Origin of the sequence: Chryseobacterium elymi (assembly GCF_003385495.1) — a bacterium.
In the GTDB taxonomy this organism is placed as follows: domain Bacteria; phylum Bacteroidota; class Bacteroidia; order Flavobacteriales; family Weeksellaceae; genus Chryseobacterium; species Chryseobacterium elymi.
The window spans coordinates 237279-258610 of sequence record NZ_QNUH01000006.1; the positions used below are offsets into that span (position 1 = coordinate 237279).

Annotated in this window: 20 protein-coding genes; 8 read left to right on the forward strand and 12 right to left on the reverse strand. The window is 37.8% G+C overall.

Features of this window, described 5'->3' with window-relative positions:
* Positions 1–58: 58 nt before the first annotated feature.
* The gene (locus tag DRF60_RS09320; protein WP_116011823.1) at positions 59–487 is read right to left on the reverse strand and encodes a DoxX family protein; all 429 of its coding nucleotides are present in this window, start codon (positions 485–487) and stop codon (positions 59–61) included.
* A gap of 67 nt (positions 488–554) precedes the next feature.
* Positions 555–1430, reverse strand: a complete 876-nt coding sequence (gene era, locus DRF60_RS09325; protein WP_116011824.1) for a GTPase Era — start codon at positions 1428–1430, stop codon at positions 555–557.
* 300 nt (positions 1431–1730) lie between these two features.
* Here era and DRF60_RS09335 point away from each other — a divergent pair, with 300 nt between their 5' ends.
* Both DRF60_RS09335 and DRF60_RS09340 read left to right on the forward strand, forming a co-directional pair.
* Complete coding sequence (locus DRF60_RS09335) at positions 1731–2294, forward strand: Crp/Fnr family transcriptional regulator (protein WP_116011826.1); 564 nt, start codon at positions 1731–1733, stop codon at positions 2292–2294.
* Positions 2295–2442: 148 nt separating this feature from the next.
* Positions 2443–2769, forward strand: coding sequence for a DMT family transporter (locus DRF60_RS09340; RefSeq protein ID WP_111953059.1), 327 nt, complete (start codon positions 2443–2445; stop codon positions 2767–2769).
* A gap of 67 nt (positions 2770–2836) precedes the next feature.
* Here DRF60_RS09340 and DRF60_RS09345 read toward each other — a convergent pair whose 3' ends face one another.
* The 6 genes from DRF60_RS09345 to DRF60_RS09370 form a co-directional block, all read right to left on the reverse strand.
* On the reverse strand, positions 2837–3604 hold the full coding sequence (locus tag DRF60_RS09345; RefSeq protein WP_116011827.1) for a class I SAM-dependent methyltransferase: 768 nt from the start codon (positions 3602–3604) through the stop codon (positions 2837–2839).
* On the reverse strand, positions 3604–4413 hold the full coding sequence (gene map / locus DRF60_RS09350; protein WP_116011828.1) for a type I methionyl aminopeptidase: 810 nt from the start codon (positions 4411–4413) through the stop codon (positions 3604–3606). Before map ends, DRF60_RS09345 begins: the two co-directional genes overlap by 1 nt.
* 178 nt (positions 4414–4591) lie before the next feature.
* Positions 4592–5023, reverse strand: a complete 432-nt coding sequence (locus DRF60_RS09355; RefSeq protein WP_116011829.1) for a BT0820 family HAD-type phosphatase — start codon at positions 5021–5023, stop codon at positions 4592–4594.
* A gap of 90 nt (positions 5024–5113) precedes the next feature.
* A complete protein-coding gene (locus DRF60_RS09360) occupies positions 5114–6094 on the reverse strand; it encodes an acyl-ACP desaturase (RefSeq protein WP_116011830.1) in 981 nt (326 codons plus the stop codon).
* A gap of 152 nt (positions 6095–6246) precedes the next feature.
* Positions 6247–7788 carry a 2,3-bisphosphoglycerate-independent phosphoglycerate mutase gene (gpmI, locus tag DRF60_RS09365; protein WP_116011831.1) on the reverse strand — a complete coding sequence of 514 codons (1542 nt, stop codon included), beginning with the start codon at positions 7786–7788 and terminating at the stop codon, positions 6247–6249.
* A gap of 167 nt (positions 7789–7955) precedes the next feature.
* Positions 7956–9197: a DUF2268 domain-containing putative Zn-dependent protease gene (locus tag DRF60_RS09370; RefSeq protein WP_116011832.1), complete on the reverse strand. Its 1242-nt coding sequence runs from the start codon at positions 9195–9197 to the stop codon at positions 7956–7958.
* A gap of 120 nt (positions 9198–9317) precedes the next feature.
* Between DRF60_RS09370 and DRF60_RS09375 the strand changes: the two genes are divergently transcribed.
* Positions 9318–9641 carry a translation initiation factor gene (locus tag DRF60_RS09375; protein ID WP_111953039.1) on the forward strand — a complete coding sequence of 108 codons (324 nt, stop codon included), beginning with the start codon at positions 9318–9320 and terminating at the stop codon, positions 9639–9641.
* Between the two features lie 2 nt (positions 9642–9643).
* Here the strand turns inward: DRF60_RS09375 and DRF60_RS09380 are convergent, their stop codons facing one another.
* The 3 genes from DRF60_RS09380 to DRF60_RS09390 all read right to left on the reverse strand — a co-directional run bounded on the left by DRF60_RS09380 (position 9644) and on the right by DRF60_RS09390 (position 14825).
* Positions 9644–10543, reverse strand: coding sequence for a leucine-rich repeat domain-containing protein (locus tag DRF60_RS09380; protein WP_116011833.1), 900 nt, complete (start codon positions 10541–10543; stop codon positions 9644–9646).
* Positions 10544–10597: 54 nt separating this feature from the next.
* Positions 10598–12751 carry an alkaline phosphatase PhoX gene (locus tag DRF60_RS09385; protein WP_116011834.1) on the reverse strand — a complete coding sequence of 718 codons (2154 nt, stop codon included), beginning with the start codon at positions 12749–12751 and terminating at the stop codon, positions 10598–10600.
* Positions 12752–12995: 244 nt separating this feature from the next.
* Positions 12996–14825 carry a cytochrome-c peroxidase gene (locus DRF60_RS09390; RefSeq protein WP_116011835.1) on the reverse strand — a complete coding sequence of 610 codons (1830 nt, stop codon included), beginning with the start codon at positions 14823–14825 and terminating at the stop codon, positions 12996–12998.
* 231 nt (positions 14826–15056) lie between these two features.
* On the opposite strand from DRF60_RS09390, the gene DRF60_RS09395 reads away from it, so the two are divergent.
* Complete coding sequence (locus DRF60_RS09395; protein WP_116011836.1) at positions 15057–15512, forward strand: hypothetical protein; 456 nt, start codon at positions 15057–15059, stop codon at positions 15510–15512.
* Positions 15513–15529: 17 nt separating this feature from the next.
* Positions 15530–16384, forward strand: coding sequence for a nucleoside phosphorylase (locus tag DRF60_RS09400; RefSeq protein WP_116011837.1), 855 nt, complete (start codon positions 15530–15532; stop codon positions 16382–16384).
* 182 nt (positions 16385–16566) lie between these two features.
* Here DRF60_RS09400 and DRF60_RS09405 read toward each other — a convergent pair whose 3' ends face one another.
* Complete coding sequence (locus DRF60_RS09405) at positions 16567–17325, reverse strand: Rossmann-fold NAD(P)-binding domain-containing protein (protein WP_116011838.1); 759 nt, start codon at positions 17323–17325, stop codon at positions 16567–16569.
* 717 nt (positions 17326–18042) lie between these two features.
* Between DRF60_RS09405 and DRF60_RS09410 the strand changes: the two genes are divergently transcribed.
* Genes DRF60_RS09410 through DRF60_RS09420 form a run of 3 tightly spaced genes read left to right on the forward strand, consistent with a single transcriptional unit; the run spans position 18043 to position 21330 of the window.
* Positions 18043–20232, forward strand: a complete 2190-nt coding sequence (locus DRF60_RS09410; RefSeq protein WP_116011839.1) for a type VI secretion system Vgr family protein — start codon at positions 18043–18045, stop codon at positions 20230–20232.
* 2 nt (positions 20233–20234) lie between these two features.
* Positions 20235–21077, forward strand: coding sequence for a hypothetical protein (locus DRF60_RS09415; RefSeq protein WP_116011840.1), 843 nt, complete (start codon positions 20235–20237; stop codon positions 21075–21077).
* Positions 21058–21330, forward strand: a complete 273-nt coding sequence (locus tag DRF60_RS09420) for a hypothetical protein (RefSeq protein ID WP_116011841.1) — start codon at positions 21058–21060, stop codon at positions 21328–21330. Before DRF60_RS09415 ends, DRF60_RS09420 begins: the two co-directional genes overlap by 20 nt.
* Positions 21331–21332: the final 2 nt, after the last annotated feature.

A 21332-nucleotide genomic window follows, 5' to 3' on the forward strand; every position in this document is an offset into this window, starting at 1 on the left:
ACCAGAATAAAAAAAGAGCACTATTTCTAATGCTCTTTATTGTTTTATCTGAACCAGACTACCAATCCGAAGCTCTTTTTCTTTTTTCTATCATATGGTCTACCGATACTTTTCCTGCACCAAAAGCCATGAGAAGAAGATAAACAGACAAATAGATAAGGCTCATTTCTCTTTTCTCAAAAGGATCTGCCCCGTGAACTACAAAAGCTGCAATGGCCATTGTAAAGATCAGAAATCCCAAAGAAATCCTTGTAAAAAGACCTAATATAAGAAGTATTGAACAAACAAATTCAGCAATAACCGCAAGAACCAGGGTCACAGTAGGGCCTAACCCTATAAAGTCAAAAAATTCAATTTTACCGCCTTCAAGCAGCATCTGAAGCTTCGGAAACCCGTGAGAAAGCATAGCAAAACCTACAAATACTCTTACTGCCAATAAAATAATATCTTTAGGTACTGAGCTGGAATTTGAGTTAAAATAGTTCATTTACTAAAAATTTAGATTAAAGTTAATAAAAATCTTTTAATAGAACGGAATCCCGGGCATTTTTAGTTTATCTGTATCCGAAATTTTTCAAATCTCTGTCGTTTTTACGCCAGTCCTTTTTCACTTTTACGAAAAGATTCAGGTGAATTTTCTTGGCAAAGAATTTTTCCAGATCCAGCCTGGCTTCGGTTCCTACTTTTTTGATAGCTTCTCCCTTATGTCCAATGATAATTCCTTTCTGGGTATCTCTTTCCACGTAAATAATAGAATCAATAAAAATAATCCCTTCTTTTTCTTTAAACTGTTCGGTAACCACTTCTACAGAATAAGGAATCTCTTTCTCATAGTTTAAAAGAATTTTTTCACGGATCGCCTCATTGACGAAAAATCTTTCAGGTTTATCAGTGTATTGCTCCTTGTCATAATAAGGAGGGTTTTCCGGCAGCAGAGATCTTAATTTCGGCAGAATGATATCTGTATTGAAGGCATTCAAGGCAGAGATAGGAAGGATCTCAGCTTTCGGGATCCTGTTGTGCCATTCTTCTACCAGTTTTTCAAGTCCTTCCTGTGTAGTCTGATCTACTTTATTCAGCAGCAGCAGTACCGGAACCGGGATCTTATTAAGTTTATCAATTAAGAATTCCGAAGGTTCGGCTTTGTCTGTGACGTCTACAATAAATAAAAATACATCAGCATCCTGTAAAGAATCCTTCACAAAATCCATCATTTTTTCCTGGAGACCATACTTTGCGTCTAAAACTCCGGGCGTATCTGAAAATACGATTTGTAAATCCTCTTCATTATAAATTCCAAAAATCCTGTGGCGTGTTGTCTGTGCCTTTTGTGTTACGATAGCCAGTTTCTCCCCCATTAATTGGTTTAATAAGGTAGATTTTCCCGCATTGGGCTTTCCGACTATATTTACGAATCCTGCTTTGTGCATATATTATTTTTTAGGCTCAAAATTGAACCGGGCTGCAAAGTTAGTGAAAACAAAATTTAATTGGGTTTTGTTTCCATGAAAAGTAAGTACAGCCTTTGAAAAAGTAATATATTTATGGAAAAATTCATCTATGGCTGAAGCCGAAAAACATTTTGCAGAATTAGCGGCAGAAGTCCAGGAAGCTTGACAGAGAAAAATGTTTGGTGCTTTTACCTGAAACTTCAATGATAAAGCATATTCTCAATACATTAAATTAGCATTGAATTTTATAGCTTAAACATATATTTTCAGAATTCATCTATGGATATAGACCAAATCCTTGACCGTATTTATGTTTTACCCGAAGCTTCTAAAGACGCTTTGAAAAAGCATATCCAAGAAGTATCACATCCCAAATATTTCTGCCTTATGGAAGCAGATAAAATTATCCCACATATCTATTTTATCAGGAAAGGTATTGTACGTGCTTATGCTTCTACTGCTGAGAATGATATTACATTCTGGTTCGGAAATGAGGGCGAAACTATAGTTTCCATGAAAAGTTATGTAGAAGACAGACCCGGCTATGAAAGCATTGAGCTTCTGGAAGACTGTGATCTGTACATTCTGGAAACAGAAAGCCTGAGAAAGCTTTTTAATGCAGACATTCACATCGCCAATTGGGGAAGAAAATTTGCAGAAAAGGAACTTGTGAAAACGGAAGAACTGATCATTTCCAGACAGTTTAAAACCTCCCTGGAGCGATATAAAGACCTGATGACCCATAAACCTGATCTTTTAAAAAGAGTTCAATTAGGGCATATCGCATCTTATCTTGGAATTACACAAGTGAGCCTGAGCAGGATTCGTGCGGAAATAAAGTAAAGAATGGAAGATAGAAGGAGGAGGCTGGAAGTCACTACTGAACGCCTCTTTTGCTTCAAATTTCCTAATTCTAAAATCATTTTTTAACAAATGTATAATTTTGTTTCTTTCTAAAAGCTGAAATTTGCAGGAGAGAAAATTTAAAGAAATGAATTGGATTATTTTAATCATCGCCGGATTGTTTGAGGTTGCTTTTGCATCTTGTTTGGGTAAAGCAAAAGAAACTTCCGGATCTGAGATGTACTATTGGTATGCCGGTTTTCTGGTGACTATGACAATCAGTATGGTACTGCTGATCAAAGCTACGCAAACGCTTCCAATTGGGACAGCTTATGCAGTATGGACAGGGATAGGAGCCGTAGGAACAGCGCTGATGGGAATTTTCTTTTTTAAAGATCCTGTAAGCTTCTGGAGGGTATTTTTTATCGTAACCTTAATTGGTTCTGTGGTGGGACTGAAATCTGTTTCTCACTAAGATCAAAAACAACTTCTATCTATATTTAAATAAACCCGTCTTCAACATGAGGACGGGTTTATTGTAATTATTTTTTGAAAACTACAGGTAAGATCTCATTTTGTCTCAGCCCGTATTTTTTGATTTCTTCTTCTGAAAAATTCCGGGAATAGAAATTGGGTTCTGTTTCAAAGCCGGCCTTTCTCAAGCGGTCGAAATAATCCATTCCGTACCAGCGGACATGGTCGTACTGCCCGAAATGTTTCTGACGTTCTTTCGGATCCCTGATTGAAAAATCTTCATAGGTTTTTTCCATAGAGTTTCTCATGGGAACCTGAAAAATCCCCCAGCCTCCGGGCTTCATTACTCTATACAATTCACTGATCGCCTTTGCATCGTCTTCAATATGTTCCAGAACATGATTACAGAAAACAATATCAAAACTTTCATCAGGAAAAGGTAGATCCAGAATATCCGCTTTCACATCTACGATGGGGGAAAAAAGATCTGCAGAAATATAATTCAGATTTTTCATCATCTTGAATTTTCTGAGGAATTCCTGTTCGGGAGCGATATGCAGTACTTTGGCGTTTTTAATAAAAAAATCGGTCTCGTTTTGAAGATAAAGCCACATCTGGCGGTGTCTTTCTAAACTCAGCGTCCCAGGAGAAAGCGCATTTTCCCGTTGTTTTCCATAGCCGTAAGGAAGGAATTTCCTGTAAGATCTTCCGTCGATAGGATCATAGAATTCCTCTCCTTTGAAAAACTGATAAATAAGCGGCCTCGCCCAAATACTCAATTTAATAAGCATTGGGCGAGGTATGGTATTGAGTAAAAGTTTGGCTACTCTTTTCATTAAAAATCCAATTGGAAAGGCTTTTCTTCATCACTTACGATACCCAGGGCCTCATAAACATATTTGAATGTGGAAAGCAGCACCGGTTTCCCATTGATTACCGCTACATCATGCTCAAAATGGGCAGAAGGCAGGTTATCCAAAGTTGTTACTGTCCAGCCGTCATTATGGAATTTTACTTTTTCCGTACCAAGATTCACCATCGGCTCAATCGCAATGGCAAGGCCGTCTTTGATGACTTTTCCGCTTCCCTGTCTACCATAATTTGGAACCTGAGGATCTTCATGCATTTTTCTTCCAAGACCATGCCCTACAAGTTCTTTCACTACTCCATATCCTTCTTTTTCACAATGTGCCTGGATCGCATGGGAAATATCCCCTATCCTTTTTCCTCTTACACATTGCTCAATTCCTTTGTAAAGGGATTCTTTAGTTACCTGCAACAGCTTTTTAACCTCAGGCTTCACTTCCCCGATCTCAAATGTATAGGCATGGTCTCCTACAAAACCGTTGAGAATAACCCCACAGTCTACAGAAAGAATATCTCCTTCTTTGATAATATCATTATTGGGAAAACCGTGAACAACCTGATCATTAGGAGAAATACATAAGGAATTCGGGAAACCGCCATATCCTAAAAAAGCAGGTTCTGCCCCATAATCTTTAATGAAATCATGAGCCAGCTTATCAAGATATAAAGTATTGATTCCAGGTTTTATTTCTTTTGCAAGCATTCCCAGTGTTTTTGAAACCAGGTGTGCACTCTCCTTCATCAGGCGGAGCTCCTCTATTGTTTTTAATTGAATCATTTTTATAGATGTTAGATATTAGATGTTAGAAGTTAGACTACAACTTAATGTATATTTTAAAGTAAGATTAAATGATAGCCTTCCCAACATCTACGGTTTTCTGATAAAGTTTTAAACGAAGCAGCAGCATTAAAAAACTAATTTCTAATCTCTAGCTTCTAACTTCTATTTTAAATTGTTACCAGAAAAGTCCTTTTTTCTTTTCTTTTTTAAGTTTTGAGTAGGCCAGAACCTCTTTTCCTTCTACACGGAATTCTATTCTTTCCTGGATAATATTGTAAATTTCTCCCCAACCCGGAAACCCTCCTAGATTCCTGTCATCGATGAACCAGTCCGCATCCAGTTTTCTTGACTGATTTTCAGGATTAAAAACTTCTCCTTCAAAACTGGAATTCACCGCATAAAATTCTACGCCATTATTTCTGCAAAATTCTACAGCTTCATCCAAAGTTTTTCCATGTCTGTATGTCCAGAGAATTAACCTGTACCCTTCTGCCTGAAGTCTTTTTAATGTTTCGAAAGCAAAGATTTTTGCTTTACCAATTGCCGGATATGCATCATCAACAATAGTTCCGTCGAAATCAACAGCAATTTTCTTATTATTTAACATTTTGTCTTTTTTAGCTTTGCAAAGATAAGAAATAAAAAGAGTGCCAAAAAACGATGGCACTCTTAAGTTTTATAATTTAATGCTGTAAAGTTAACCTTTTACCCATTTGAACTGAAACTGTAAATCCGGAGTTGAAATTCTGTCCGTAATTTTCTGAAGTCTCGCAGGCAGTTTCATCAGGTATTCCTGAGCTTTTTCAGCTTGTTCAGTAAGTCCTTTTACATGCTCTATCTTCCATTCATCCAATAAGTCTTTCATAATATTGATATAATCCTGACCTGTATATACCATGCATCTTTGTGCTGCATCTGAGAAATGTCCCCAAAGCTCTCCGGCTTTTTGTCCGGACTGTCTCATCATGTGAGCAGGCATTACGATCTTTTTACGCATCATATCTTCAAATGCGAGGATCATTTCTGATGGATCTATTTCTAAAATTTTAGCAACAAAATGTTTGTAAGCTTTTGCGTGTCTGGCTTCGTCTGCAGCAATTACACCACACATTTTTGCTAATTTTCCGTTTCCGGACTGTTTTGCCAATGTCCCCACCCTTCTGTGCGATATATTGGTGGCTGTTTCCTGAAAACTTGTATAAACGAAGTTTCTGTAGGGATCCATGCTTGTTCCTAAATCGAAACCGTCATTAATTAAATATTGAGTGGTCACTTCAAGCTCTCTCATATTCACTCTTCCGCACAGATAAAGGTATTTGCCCAAAAGGTCTCCATGCCTGTTTTCTTCACCAGTCCATGCTCTTATCCAGTTGGCCCAGCCCACTTCTTTCTGTTCCTGATCTATTCCGTCTACTCCCATTAACCATGATTCATAAGAAGGCAATGCTTCTTCTGTAATACAGTCACCAATAAGAGTTACAAACAAATCATAAGGCATTTCACGGGCAAAAGTCTGAATTTCTTCCAAGTCATATTTAAAATCAGAGCTTGACGGATCCGGAAGATAATCGGAAGGTTGCCAGATTTTTTCAATTGGCGTTAAAAATTTATCCAGAAAAGAACCTACTTCCTTTTCCAATATTCCCATTACTTCTTTTCTGACAAGCTTTTGATACATCTTACTATATGGATTTTAATTTACAAAGATATGATTTATTTATTATTTGCCGCATAATAACCTATGCAACTCATACAATGACTGATATAAATCATACAAAAATGCCGCCATCTATATCATAACGGCATTTTTCGGACAATATTATTGAATTTTTAACTAACTAAGATATCTCCTGTCATTACTTCCGGAATCTCTACTCCCATTACTTTTAAGATAGTTGGGGCTACATCTCCCAATTTTCCGGGTTTCAGATTCCAGGTATGGTCTTTATCCATCACAATAAATGGAACAAGGTTCGTAGAGTGCTGAGTATTGGGAGTACCATCGGAATTGATCATTACGTCTGAATTTCCGTGGTCAGCCAGGATAAATACGGCATAGCCATGCTCATAAGCTGTAGTGGCCACTTTTTCAATACATTTATCTACTGTTTCAGCGGCTTTTACTGCGGCTTCAAAAACTCCGGTATGACCTACCATATCAGTATTGGCGAAATTCAAACAGACAAAATCCGCTGTTCCGTTTTCCAACTCAGGCACAATGGCATTGGTGATGTCATAAGCAGACATTTCCGGCTTAAGGTCATAAGTGGGAACATCTTTCGGACTTGGACAAAGGAGTCTTCTTTCTCCGTTGAATTCTTCCTCCCTTCCTCCGGAAAAGAAAAACGTTACGTGAGGATATTTTTCTGTTTCCGCAATTCTGATCTGTGTTTTGCCGTTTCTTTCAAGAATTTCGCCCATTGTTTCCTTCAATACTTCTTCATCAAACACAACCTGTACATTCTGGAAGGTCTTGTCATAGTTTGTTAAAGTAATATAATGAAGGCTCAGCTTACGCATAAAATATTCAGGGAAATCTTTCTGGCAAAGAACTTCTGTGATCTCACGTCCTCTGTCAGTACGGAAATTAAAACAGATCACTACATCACCGTCTACGATTTTAGCCACAGGAACAATATTTCCTGTTTCCGTGCTGTTGACAAGGATAATAGGCTTCAGAAATTCATCGGTCACATTATTATCATAGGAAGATTTAATCGCCGTCAAAGCATCTGTCGTCTGTAGCCCTACTCCTTCCACCATTGCATCGTATGCCAGTTTTACACGCTCCCATCTTTTATCACGGTCCATCGCATAATATCTTCCGATCACCGTTGCCAGCTTGCCTACTGTAACCTCCATATGGTTCTGAAGCTCTTCTATAAACCCAAGCCCAGAATGTGGATCACAATCTCTTCCGTCTGTAAAGGCATGTACAAAGACATTTTCGTGCAGTCCAAATTCATGTGCAGCAGTCAACAAACCTTTTAGGTGATTGATATGCGAGTGTACCCCTCCATTGGAAACCAGTCCGATGAAGTGCAGCTTTTTATTTTCTCTTTTAGCGTATTCGAAAGCATCCTGAATGACCTGCTGCTGTCCCAGTGTTCCGTTCTCAATGGCCATATTCAGTTTTACAAGATTCTGATAGACCACTCTTCCCGCTCCTAAATTCATGTGTCCTACTTCAGAATTTCCCATCTGTCCTGCGGGAAGCCCTACAGCCAGACCGCTGGCTTCAAGTGTTGTATGTGGATATTTTTGATAACAGCTGTCTATAAATGGAGTGTTTGCTTTGTCTAAGGCAGACACCTCTGGATTTGTTCCCAGTCCCCATCCGTCAAGGATTGCTAATATTGCTTTTTTTGACATTTCTTATAACTTTTTGTTACACAAATTTACCTAATTTCCGATGAATGGAAGAATTTGAAAGGCTTAATTTGAAAACATCAGCTGAAATAGATATGCCGGAGTATAGCCGGTTGTCTTTTATCTTTTACAGACGGACTGATTTCTATTTTTAAAAATATTATAAAAAATCACTTTCCGAACCAGCTGATGATTTCGTAATGTAGAGCTTTTGAGGGTTTTCCTTGTACTATAATATTACTTCCTTTTGATCCGCTTTTTATCTCTGCCTGTTTTTCCCAGCTTCCTTTTGTGAATTTGAACTGTGCAGGAAGATGAATTTTAAGACTGATGCTTCTCTCACGTGCTGTTTTTTTATTCATTTTTATACCTGTCGGATTCCAGCTGCCTAGTTCCGGCTGATTTCCTGTAATATAGACTTCATCATTTTTATCGGGTACACTTACTATAAAGGTTACCTCATAAAGTTCATCTGAATATTCTTTAAAAAAATCTTCAAATTTCATTTTTTGAGCTGCCATGTATTCTTTAATGTACTGATCCAGGAAGGCACTCTCTTTCAGAAACAAAAGTGGATTTTCTATATTAAGAATATCATGGATTGCTTTATGTTTATCCGTTTGTTTATTGAAATAAGCTTCTGAAATTTTATATCCTATCCAATATCCCAGATCGTTGGGACGGTCATCTTTTTTACTGGTTCCGTAAAGCCAGTCCGTGTTGTCATCGCTTTTTAATCTTGTTACAAACTCCCGGCACAGCTTTTCAGAATGGGTTTCGCCATATTTGAAAGATTTTGTATTGATATTGTCTCCCGATATAAGTTCACTGATAAAATCCGCACTGCCTTCCATCAGAGACTTCTGCAGCAAATTGGAATTTCCTTTATTGTTCTGTTGAAAATGGATCAGCTCATGGGCAATAAGTCCGGTGACGCCATCCAAATTGCCCAGCATTTCAGTACCTATAATAATTCCTTCATTAGAAACTGTTCCGCCTGAATTGAATCTCCCATATACAAAATAAACGGGCGGATATTTTGCTTCAGGATACCAATATTTCAGGGCGCTGTAAATGGCTTTTATCTTCTTTTCTTTTTGACCGACTTCTGCGAGGACATTTTTAGTCTTCAGATAATCTTCTTTCCTTTTTTTCACTACTGAATATAATGAATCTGCATTGATGATCCTGAATTCCGTAAACCCTTTTACCCCCGGGGAACCCTTCTTCATATATTCTTCAAACGGATTGCCGGGTGAGGTTTCCATTTTGTCAAATGCTTTCCAAAAATTCTCTGTATCTTTTGTTTCGAAAACAGCATTTAGCGGATCGCCGGAAAAGCCTGACTGTGCTTTTAATGTTCCGGAAATTATTACAAATGCAATAAAAAGATGGCTCATTCTAATTTTCATAGTCTTAGTAAATATTTTAAGATTTAAATCCCTAAAATAAGAAAAATATTATCTTCTATCTTCGTTAATTTTCAGACTCAGTGATGTTTTTTTTTCTAAATTATTATTTAATTTTGCTATATGGATTTACGAGATCAGCTAAAGAACCTTTTTCCTGAACATGAGGAAAAGGATTTTGAAATGCCTAAAGAAGAATTTAAGCAGCAGGAACCTTTGGTGTGCAAATTTGAGAAAAAAGGCAGAAACGGTAAGCCTGTAACGATTGTTGAAGGCTGGGAAGGCAGTGAGGAAGATTTAAAAAAAATCTCAAAAAAAATAAAAACCACCTTAGGAATAGGCGGTTCAGAGAAAGACGGAACGATAATCATTCAGGGCGATAACCGTGATAAAATAATGAATATCCTTAAAGAAATGGGATATAAAACCAAAAGAGTCGGCGGATAGACCTAGAAATAGATCTGGGTTTCCGGCATCAGGTTTTTCAATCGTTCAATCTTTATTTTCTCTATAGGATTTCCCGTTAGAATAAGGGTTTTCAGCTTTTTCAGCTGTCCAATCTCTGCAGGAATATCTTTCAGATTATTGTTGGCCAGATTCATGCTGACTATATTTTTCAGTCCTTTTATTCCGGAAGAGATTTCTGAGATATGATTGTCACTTGCGTTCAAAAATTCAAGATTTTGAGCCTTGAACAGGTTTTCCGGCAGCTTTACAATAGCGTTTTGCTGCAGCTCCAGATATTTTAAATGCTTAGGAAAAGAAAGGTTTCCCAAGTCGTTGATCTGATTTTCAGACAGGTTTAAAAATTTAAGATTTTTGATTCTGTCTAAACGGGCAGCAACACTGCTGATCTGGTTTCCCTGAAGGTTAATTTCTTCCAAAGCCGGTATTTCCATCAGGGCTTCGGGAAAAACATTAAGGTTATTGGCATCAAAATGTACTGCTTTTAAATTTTGAAGTTTTGCAACATTGGGATTGATGCTTGTCAGGCCATTGAGATTCATTGAGAAGCTATTCAGCTTTTTCAGGTTCCCTATTTCATCAGGGATGTACTTTATGCTGTTTTCATTTACATTTAAAATCTCCAGTTCAGCTAAAGCAAAGATCTCCTGATCCATTTTCTCCAGCTTATTTCCCATAATATTCAGAAAAAAAAGAGAATTCAGCTTCACAATCTGTGGAGGAAGGTTAAACAATCCTTTTTCCCGGAAACTTATGCTGTAAACAGTCTTTTTACTGTTTAAAGCCTCATCGATACTGGTAAATGTAGGATATTTTACAGGATCGATCTGTGCCTTAGCATAGCCGAGAGAAAGAATAGAAATAAATACAACAAGCTTTTTCATAGAGTAAAAGTTTCGGCGGCGGCAAAGCCGCCGCCGAAACTGGGTATTAATAATTTATTTTTTTAATAATTTCACAGTCTTCTGAAAACCGCCTTCTGCTTCAATATTCAGAACCAGGATACGTGATGTTTCCAGCTGATGGCTAAAATCAAGATCCAACGATCTGTTGAGTCCACTGAATTTCTTCATATAAACGATTTTTCCATCCATGTTGTATGCAGTTACTGAAATATCTTTCAATCCTTTTGGTGAATTGATCTTAACGATTCCTGAAGTAGGATTCGGTGCTACATCAACTGTATTTTCCGTATTGTGGGTTTCAACAGTACTTAACGCACCTTCTGTTCCTAAGTTTTGTTTTAAGGCAATAACGATGGTAGCTGATTTTCCTCTGTAATCAATTGTATTTCCTGTTGCATCTATATCTGTAGAAATCGTAGAACTTGGATGCTGAATTGAAAAGAAACCAAATTTATGATCAGGTGTAAACGTCAGTCCTGTAGGTTCTGACCCCGCCGGCATAGAAGCGAAAAGCCTCACTTTAGGATTAGCCGGTGTATGATCCGGAGCAATTACCCAGATGTAGTTTTTCCCTCCATCCTGAAGCACCCAAAGGTTTCCAAGTTCATCAAAGGTAAGGTTATCATTTCCGTCACCCCACACTTCAGTTCTCATCCCTTGTGCTGTATTGAATGAATAAGATGTAGAGGAACCTCCTACAAAAGTCTCTACCTGGGAAGCAGTAGTTCCGTTATCCTGAAAACGGTATACTTTGTCTAATCCTTTTGCTGCAAAATAGATTTTTCCATCCAAAGGACTGATCTCTACATCTTCCACTCCATTAAATCTTGTTCCTCCTAATGACTGAGCAAGAGCTGTTGTATTATTCTGATCTGCTTTCACTTTATTAGGAACCTGAACCCATGTAGCTGTAGTTCCCACAGGCTCTCCGGAAGTAGTTAGTCCCTGATCAAGCTTTAACACATAAAGGTTTCCTGAAGAAAGATCGTTCGGTGTATCCATGATATATTTATAAACCATGTGAGTTCCTCCATCTTCTCCATAATAAGCTGTAGTTCCTGCATTATTAACCACTACATTTTCGTGATTCATAATTCCCATCTGCCAAAGTTTTCCTTTGGAACCATCCGCATTTTTGGAAACGACCTGTGCTGTGACCGGATCAATTTCCACTAACCATCCGTAATCTTTATAGCCATCATTGTTCACATCATTGGAAGTAACAGATTCTTCTGCTGTAACAACGGTTCCCCAAGGAGTAATACCACCAGAACAGTTTCTGATTGTTTGAACTAAACTTGGATCTGAGAAGTTTACCGCTCTTGATCTTGTCAGCTGCCAAAGCTTGGTAGAAGCATTGTAGTTAACCTCAGCTATGGTAACACCCCCCGGGTTTGTTTCATGGTTTACGGAAAGGTATCCGTTTGTGCTGCTTCCTGTTTTGGCTACGTAAGCAGTAAAGTCATTTAAGCCTCCTACCATTCCACCACCTTCAGTATAGCTGTCACCTTCTTTTAAGATAAGCTGGTATTTATGTTCAGCAGGGATGATCAGTTTACTGGTCTGAGCAGTAGGAACAATGGAAGTAAAACAGCTGATATGAGTTCCTGTACATGCCGGAGGAGGTGTAACAGTAGCTGTTGTTTTTAAATAAGCATCAATTCGAAGATCTGAGCTGGTTCCGGTTCTGTTGTGAAGTTCAATAGAAATCCTGTTTGTTCCGTTTACAAATTTAGATTTCGGAATAGAAAAAATATTATAAACATTCTCCGCTGAACCATCTATCGTGGTGCTTGAAGGCGTATTGAAACTAATAGTACCTGCCGGCATATTGTCTCTCACTACTTCCTCTCCGTTAAGGTAAACCACAATTCCATCGTCTCTCATTACTCCTAATTCCATATTGTCTGAAAGGGTTGACAGGTCTGCTGTAAAATCTTTGGCAAAATAAGCAGCTGTAAGACCTGAGCTGATGGTAGTCGTTACAGGGTCTCCATAACCAAGAGGTCCGTTTCCTGCTGCCCACGTTGAGATATTAAATGTCTGGTCTTTCCATGAATCTGCCAGGGCCTGGTTATTATCTTTATAGCTCCAGGAAGAGTTTTTATTGAATAAAAAAGTTTGTGCCTGTACACTAAAGCCAGCGACCATTGCCAGCGCTGCAATTGTAAGTAATTTTCTCTTCATTTTTTTAATTGATTTATTAGACTCTGCAAAGCTATTTTTTTGGCACGGCACCTCTGTTAATAGGAGTTTAAATATGGAGTGGAGAATATTAATTAATTTATAACCCAATGTTAAGGGAATTAAATAATTGTTAAATTAAAGAAATGTTGGAAAGTGTCAGGGTTTGAGAGTTTGGCAAAGTATTATTATACAGCTTTATTAGAGACTAGTTGGTTTCCTACTACTGTCCGGGATTCTCAAACTCTTACTTCGCCTTACTAATATCGGTCAGGGAATTCAGAAAAGCAATAACCTGTTTGATCTCCGTTTGGGTAAGTTCCAGTTTATCCGGTGGCAGTGTTTGGTTTTTCATCTTTAAACCAAGGCCTTCTCCTCCGCCTTCATTATAAAAATCCATAACTTCTTCAAGGGTATTGAAAGCGCCATTATGGAAGTAGGGTTTGGTAAGAGCAATATTTCTTACAGTAACCGTTTTGAAAGAGTAATCATAGATCCATGATTTTTCTTTTTTCACAGGACTGTTTCCTCTTCCAAGATCCTGATCCAACTGAACCGGAAGCTGATTAACAGGTTTAATGGTAACGCCTAAAACTTCAGATTCATTTTCATTGAAAAACGGTGGTACAAGGCCTGAAAAATGGGGTGCAAAGTGACAGGTTGCGCAATTGGCTTTTCCCATAAACAGATTGTATCCTTTTTTTACATCTTCGGAAACATCTTTTTCGTTCCTCATAAAACGGTCAAAATCACTATCAAAAGAATACAGGGATGCAACATATGAGCTTAAAGCTTTGGAAAAATTTTCTTTACTTATTTTACCATCCTTAAAAGCAGCACGAAAAGCTTTTTTGTACTCACGTTTTGTTTTCAGTTTTTTGATGATGTCCTCATAGCTGGTATTAAACTCATTATCATTGTAAATTACATGTTCCGCCTGTTGTTCAAGGTAAAATGCCCGCAGATCATAGAAAAACCTTTTCGCAAAAACAGCGTTGTACAGGGATGGAGAATTTCTCAGAACGGTTTTTCCTTCTACATTGCTCTGGGATTTCACTTTAAGATCCGTAAAAGCATTTTCCTGAAGATGGCAGGCCGCACAACTCATTTTACCGTTTTGACTCAAATTCTGATCGTAGAAAATAGATTTCCCCAAGCTGCGAAGTTCTTTATTATCTTCAGAAGGTTGCAGCAATGTATAAAAATACGGATCCAGAAAATCGCTGCTAAAAAGATTTTTACTCTTTACGTTCCAGCCTGAAAATTCTTTAAGATCATCCGCTCTTCCGTCCCATTTTCCAAATTCTTCATACAGAGGCTGAATATACTTTTTATAAAATTCAATTCTGTCAAATGTTTCAAAATCCTTGTTTACCGAAAGATAACCGATTCCTTCAGTAAGAATCTGATTGGCTTTCTGAACATTATAGTTTTTAAAATACACATCATCGTTGATGTATTCTTTTATTCCAACCAAGGCATGGCTGGCTTCTTCAGAAATATTCAGAGAACCCGGTGTATCGAAGCCTGTAACTCCAAGGGTATAAATTCTTATCAGCTCTATCCTTAATGGCAGCGTTTTGTTGTTTCCGCGGCTTAAACCGTTCTTTATAGTACTCAGATAAAAGCTTGAATAGGAATTGTAGAGAAAATCCGTAATGGTTTTGATCTTTTCTTTCTCGTCCCCGGCTTCTTCGGAAAATATCAGTTCATCCAGAACTTGGAGACCTTCCGGTGGCAGCGTAAAGGCAGAAGTTCCTGCAGCTTCAATATGAAACAGCGGAGCGGCATTAAGATGTGTTTTTGTAAACTCCGGATAGTGATAGGCAATATAAAATTCGATTTCTTTAAATGAATTTCTTGTTTCCCTTAAAGAATTTCTAAGCTCTTCAATAGAGATCTTGTTCTCTGAGAATTTATAGACATCCGATTTCAGCCGGTCAAGTCTGCTTTTAAAATCTGATAGGCCTTTATTGACAAAGGTATTCTCGCTTTTTTCCCCTTTATCAACCGGGTTAAAGGACATGACAGCCAAACCTATCAAAACAATCACAGCTAACAGCGGATATAATCTCATGAATTTTTAGTGGCAAAAGTAACTTTCCGATGTTATCTTAAGATTAATTGGAGATTAAAAAATGTTTATATTTTAGGTGAAATATTTTTATTAATTTTAAACCCCGAAATCAAATTCATTATACTTAAGAACGGCTGATTTCTACAGGCCCTGTTCAAAAAGATGACGAAAGATATTGGGAGAGGATTTACAACATCATTTTTTATCAAGTAAAAAAAACAAAATACTATTATGAAAACAAAAGCATTATTCGCTTTTGCGGTTAGTTTTCTTTCGATTTGTGCATTTTCACAGAAAAAGAAAGAAATGGCCGTTTATGCAGAGAAAAAAGGCAACGATTATTACCTGGTGCGCCTGGAAGAAGGTAAACAGGTTCCAAATGTTTATGTGTATTCAAACGGAATAACCAAACCTTACAAGAACTATACTGATCTCAAGGATATTGTTATGGATTTCCCGGGAATGATGGACTCTAACAACTCAACAAAGGAAGAAATGGTCTCTGTTCTAAAAAAGGGAGATAAGCTCTACGAAATTACCACACAAAGAAAGGATCCGAAAAACTTTGAAAAAACCATTATTACGGTTTATGAGATTTTCCAGGGACAGAAAAGAATCGTAGAAGAATATGATACGATCTATGATCTTGCCGGATCACCTTACAAAGAAGCTATTTTCATTAATTAAAAAATAAAATATAAATTATGCTAAATAAACTTGCTGCCTCAGAGCTGGTACTGAATGATGACGGAAGTGTATACCACTTAAATCTTTTACCTGAAGATATTGCTGATAAGATCATCCTTGTGGGAGATCCGGACAGAGTGGCAAAAGTTTCAAAATATTTTGACAAAGTAGAGATCAAAAAAAATAAAAGGGAGTTCTACACCCATACCGGAACGCTTCGCGGTGAAAGAATTACCGTAATGTCTACAGGTATTGGAACAGAGAATATTGATATCGTGATGAACGAGCTTGATGCCCTGGTGAATATTGATCTTAGGAACAAGGAGTTTAAAACTGATCATAAAGCCCTTGAACTTTTCCGTATGGGCACCTGTGGAAGTGTAAATCCGGACGTACAGGTTGATAATATGCTGGTTACCCAGAATGTTGTAGGATTGGACGGACTGATGCATTTTTACCAGGACTATAGCTTCGAGAATGAGTTCTCCAAAAAATTCATGGAAAAATTCCCGTATGAGAAGATCAAACCTATGCTTTATTTCTCAGACTGGGCAGAAGAAATGGGAGATTATTATAAAGATGCGAAATACCATGGAAATACAGCTACTTTCCCAGGATTCTACGCTCCTCAGGGAAGACAGCTGCGTTTAAAGGCAGTTGATGATAAATTCCTGGAAACATTAAATGATCTTGGAGTAACGAACTTTGAAATGGAAACCTCAGCAATCTATGCTCTTTCAAAATTACTAGGTCACAAAGCAATTACAGTGAATAATGTTATTGCCAACAGAAGACGTGGGGAATTCTCTGCAGACCACCATGCTTCTGAAAAGAACCTTATTGATTGGGTACTGGAAAGAATTATCAAGTAAAATAACTCACATTTTTATCTTTAAAATCAAACCTTATAGGTTTTAAAAATCTATAAGGTTTAGCGTAAATTATAGCAAGATCTGCTTTATTTGCTCAATATGCGAGCGGTTTTTCTCTCGCAGATTGAACAGATCAAGCAGATTTTTTATTTCATCTAAGTTTTATTAGAGTAAAGAAGTATTTAATGGAAATACCTCGGATCCGGATATCTAAATATAAAATCCAGTTCTGAAATTAGCTTTGAAGACAGGATTATTTTCCCCTCACCTATTATTTCTTCAGCAGATGGCAGATTTTTCTGAGCATTGATCACCTGGGCTTTTGACGGATGTTCTGGCGCAGACACATTGTACAGTTTCCCTTCTGATCCTATTTCGATCATTTTTTCAGTCACATTACAGATATCTTCATAATGAATGTGATTTACAGGAGCTTCGGCATTTGAAACCGTATAGTTTTTAAGAAGCCTGTTATCTCCCATGAGTCCGGATAATCTTAAAATATTAACCTGTGGATATCTGTTTTTAATCATTCTCTCACCGGGAACATTATCCGTAGAAAGGTCTTCTTCTGCATATTCTCCCGGAATATCCGGATATACACCGGTAGAACTCATCACGAACATCTGGCCTTTAAAATCTCCTATAAATGAAAATAAATGCTGAATCCTGTTGTATAACGAACCTGCACAGCAGCTTTTGCCGGAAAGCGGAATGGTAATAATGAGGATATCTATGTCTTTAATCTCGGTCCACTTGGAAATCTTTTCTTCCAGCTGAAAATCCGGGAAGCTGGCGACATGTGTATTAAATCCTTTAGAAGCCAATTCATCAGCTTTGTTTTTTGTAGTTGTGGTAGTATATATTTTATACTGCCCGGACATTGAATCGGCAATCCTTGAACCCAGCCAGCCGCAACCTATAATTCCTATTTTCTTCATAAATTTTCAAGTGTATGCATTAATGCTCTAAATCTTCTCTCTCCCTTCTATAAGCATAACATCAGCAAAATTAAATTAATTTATATTGTCCGCAATTTTTCATCCGTCATATTCTTAAAAATCGAAGACAGTATTTATGGAATTATTAAGAGGAAATGTTAATTTTTTCACATTTATACCATTGTTTTTTCATACATATATTTTGGAATTTGAAAAAAATATAAAGATGTGCGGAATAAAATTAAAATCCCGTCAGATCAACTAAAAATAAAGCTTTACCACTATCTATAACCAATATTTACCTCCATACAAACTAACGTATAAAATACATCGGTTTTTGTCTCATTCTGGACCTAACAACTGTTAGTAGTAAAACTACGACAAAAAGAAAAATAGCCTTTCTTTTTTTTCTCATTTATCTCTTTGCTTCTTATATTTGTTTCACGTGGATGTGATTTTAATAAATTGAATTACAAAACTGTAATTCAGAATATTAAATTCATTAAAACTAAGTATTAACTACATTTTAAAACTTAAAAATATACAGGGTCTATTTCCCACATCAGGTGAAAACAGAACGATAACTCCTCACAAAAGATACTATTCTGTTGACATAAACCAGACAGTATTTTGATCTGCAGTGAGTAATAAGAACAGCTATAATGCAGTCCGCTATGCCAGACTGCTGTTACATACACTAACCAGAAAAAATATGTTATGTTCCAGGACAGCAAATCATCAAAAAACCAGATTTCAAAATCTAAAAAAGATCTGGACAGTATAAAATCCGCAGATCCAGGCCTAGGTAAGGAAACTGAAAAAAAAGCTGAAAAAATAAAAAAAACAGTACAGACGGCTGGACAGACAGTCTCCTATACCAATAATTTCATGAACAAAGCTGCACAGCCTAATACAGCTCTGGTTTCTGAAAATAAAATCTGGAACGAGCAACCTACTTCCAAAATATACAATGCCGGATCCATTCCGAAAAGTGAGCTTTTGGGAATCAATCGTGTCGTTAAACTGGAAATCATTGTCGAAGGTAAAATAATCAAGCATTTCAAACATTTTAAACTTACTCAAAGTGCTGTTAAGCATCACGAGTTCAATCTTATGCTCGCCCATGATGCTTTGGGAGGCGCAGAAAATCATAATCTGGAACAGGCACAGAACTTTCTGGGCAAGAGGATTACGGTAGTATTTAAATATAAAGACGTAGAAGAAAGTCCTGAACGGAATTTTGTAGGAGTGATCACGGAAGTAGGATTCAGCCAGGAGAAAGGCAGTCTGGGAAATATTGTACTTACCGGAAACAGTCCAACTGTACTTCTTGATGCAGCACCACATATTCAGAGTTTTGGCGGTACAAAAGAAATCAGCCTGAACAGCATCGCAGACTGGGTTATTAAAGAAGGACTTGGTTCCAATAAATTTGATTTCAGGGTAGATTCTCAGCATGGAAATGTTTCCTACAGCTCACAATATGACGAAACCCATTACAACTATCTCGCAAGAATGGCCGAAGCTTATGGGGAACAGTTTTATTTTGATGGCGAGGTTCTTCATTTTGGAAAACTGCCTCCACCGGAAAAACCGGTACAACTGGTTTATGGAAGCAGCGTACATGATATTAAAATCAAAATGAGAGCCCAGCATGTAAACCCTGTTTTTTACGGCTATAACAGCAGCAAAAATGAAAAACTTACAACGGGAAGTTCAAAGATAAACCATCAGTCAGACATTGCGAAACGCGCTTACGAAATATCGAAAGCAACTTTTACAACCCCGTCATTAAGAGTAGCTCCAATCAAAGCATCTACATTTATGGATATTGATGCTTCACAGAAAGGTACCGCAGGAAGTAAAGCTGTTGATGTATTCATCACTTCCGGGAGCACTTCCGTCCCGTTTTTATATCCGGGATGTACTGCAGATGTAGAAATGCGGAAAGCTGAAACCAATCAGACCGCCTATTTTACCAAGCTGATGATCACAGAGATCAGTCATGAGGTAGATGCAAGAGGCCATTATACCGGAAATTTTGAAGCAATAGCAGCAGATACCGGCTTTATGCCACGTCCCGAATTTGAGATGCCTAAAGCAGATCCTCAGTTCGCTAAAGTTATTTCAAATACCGACCCTCTTAACCAGGGTCGTATACAGGTCCAATTCGACTGGCAAAACGGTCAGGATACCACTGAATTTATCCGCGTTATGACTCCTGATGCAGGCGGAAGCGATAAAGTAAGTAAAAACCGCGGCTTTATGGCTATTCCTGAAGTTGGAGATCAGGTGGTTGTCAATTTTGTACACCAGCATCCGGACCGTCCCTTTGTAATGGGAGGTATGTTTCATGGAGGTGTTGGCGGCGGCGGCGGACAAAACAATAACGTTAAAAGCCTGAGCAGCCGAAGCGGTAATAAACTGGAACTGGATGACGGTGCAGGATCAGTATTCCTAACCGACCAAGGAGGAGCCAATATGAAGTTTGACGGTGCGGGGAATGCAACGACAAATACTAATAATGATAAAACGGTGACTGTTGGGAATAATAATACAGTAAATGTTGGAAGTGTAAGTTCTATTAATGTAGGAGGAAAAGAAGGCGGCGGAGCCAATTCTATGCTTAAAATGGATAATGGCGGAAATATCACCCTGGAATGTGACACGACCATTACCATTAAAACAGGAAGCAGCTCAATAACAATGACTACAGGAGGAGAAATCACCATAGAAGGTCTCAATGTAAAGGTTGTAGGAAAAACAACAACGGAGCTTGGAAAAGCTGCTGCCAACCCCGGAATCAAGATTGATAGTGATATCAATGTCAATGCAGCCAAAATTAATACCTCATCTTCAGGACCTACCAATATCAAAGGAGCTGATGTGGAAATCAATAAAGGATAATCATGCAGGTTAATATAGAAAACAAGGGCGAATTCCGGAAATATACTTTTCTCAGAGAAGAAAGGTATCAGTTCCAGGGCCTCAGAAATGAAAACTATATTGAAGCCGAACTTAAGGTTACATTAACTTCTATTGAAAACGATAAGCCCGTTTTTACAGTTGAAATGCCATTCTATAAGCAATCCAATAAGGACGGCATGTACAAATGGGTTGGAGATCTGCATGAGTTGAGAGAAAAAATAGTATGTACCTTGAATGAAAACGGTCAGCTTGGAAAAATTATCAACTTAACCGATATTCAGAATAAATGGAGAGAAATAAAGCCAAAAATTGTACTGAAGCACAGAAGTGAAAAATACCGGGAAATTTTCATAAAGGGCGTAGAAGAACTTTTGGAGGACGGTGGACGTCTGGCAGAAGCCCTACGTTTTTCGATGCCTTATCAATTGCTTTTTCCCGGCATCCATTTCAAGGAGTTCAAAAAAAATGAGATTATCAACGGATACCGCGAGCTTCCCAACTTTATTGCCGCTAAATCTGTTCCCATTACTACAGAAGAAAGAATTTCAGAATTAGAAGACGGCAGATACCAAATTGATGTAAAAGGAAGCATAGATGAGGATAATTTTGAGCAGGATAAAGTAACAGCCATGATCCGCATTTTAAAGAACCGACCCCGTGTGCCTACTCTCTTACAACTTAATTATATAGAACGTTATCTCCTTGAAGAATGGCCATGGTCTGAACAGAGCATGTGTATGAGCCTGGCACAGATTCCCGGCACATTATACCGTGAAGAGAAAAACATCTTAAAAGCTGCAGCCCATGACCGTTCCCCTGCTTGATATTGTATTTCAGAATGACCGATACTATCTTCTCTTCGATGATGAGAAGATCTTAGAGCCTCCGGTTACCAGAGAGTGGCATGTATATGCAGATGGAGAATATACCTGCTCTATCAAAAATTGTAAGGTTTCGGAGCTGTTGAAAGTTCCAGGTAAGTTTTTTCTGGAAACCCGGGAAAACCTTAATAAGCTGGAAAATAGTTTCAGAAGATTGAAAAATGTAACCCTGAGCTCAGATAAAATTAACATCTAAAT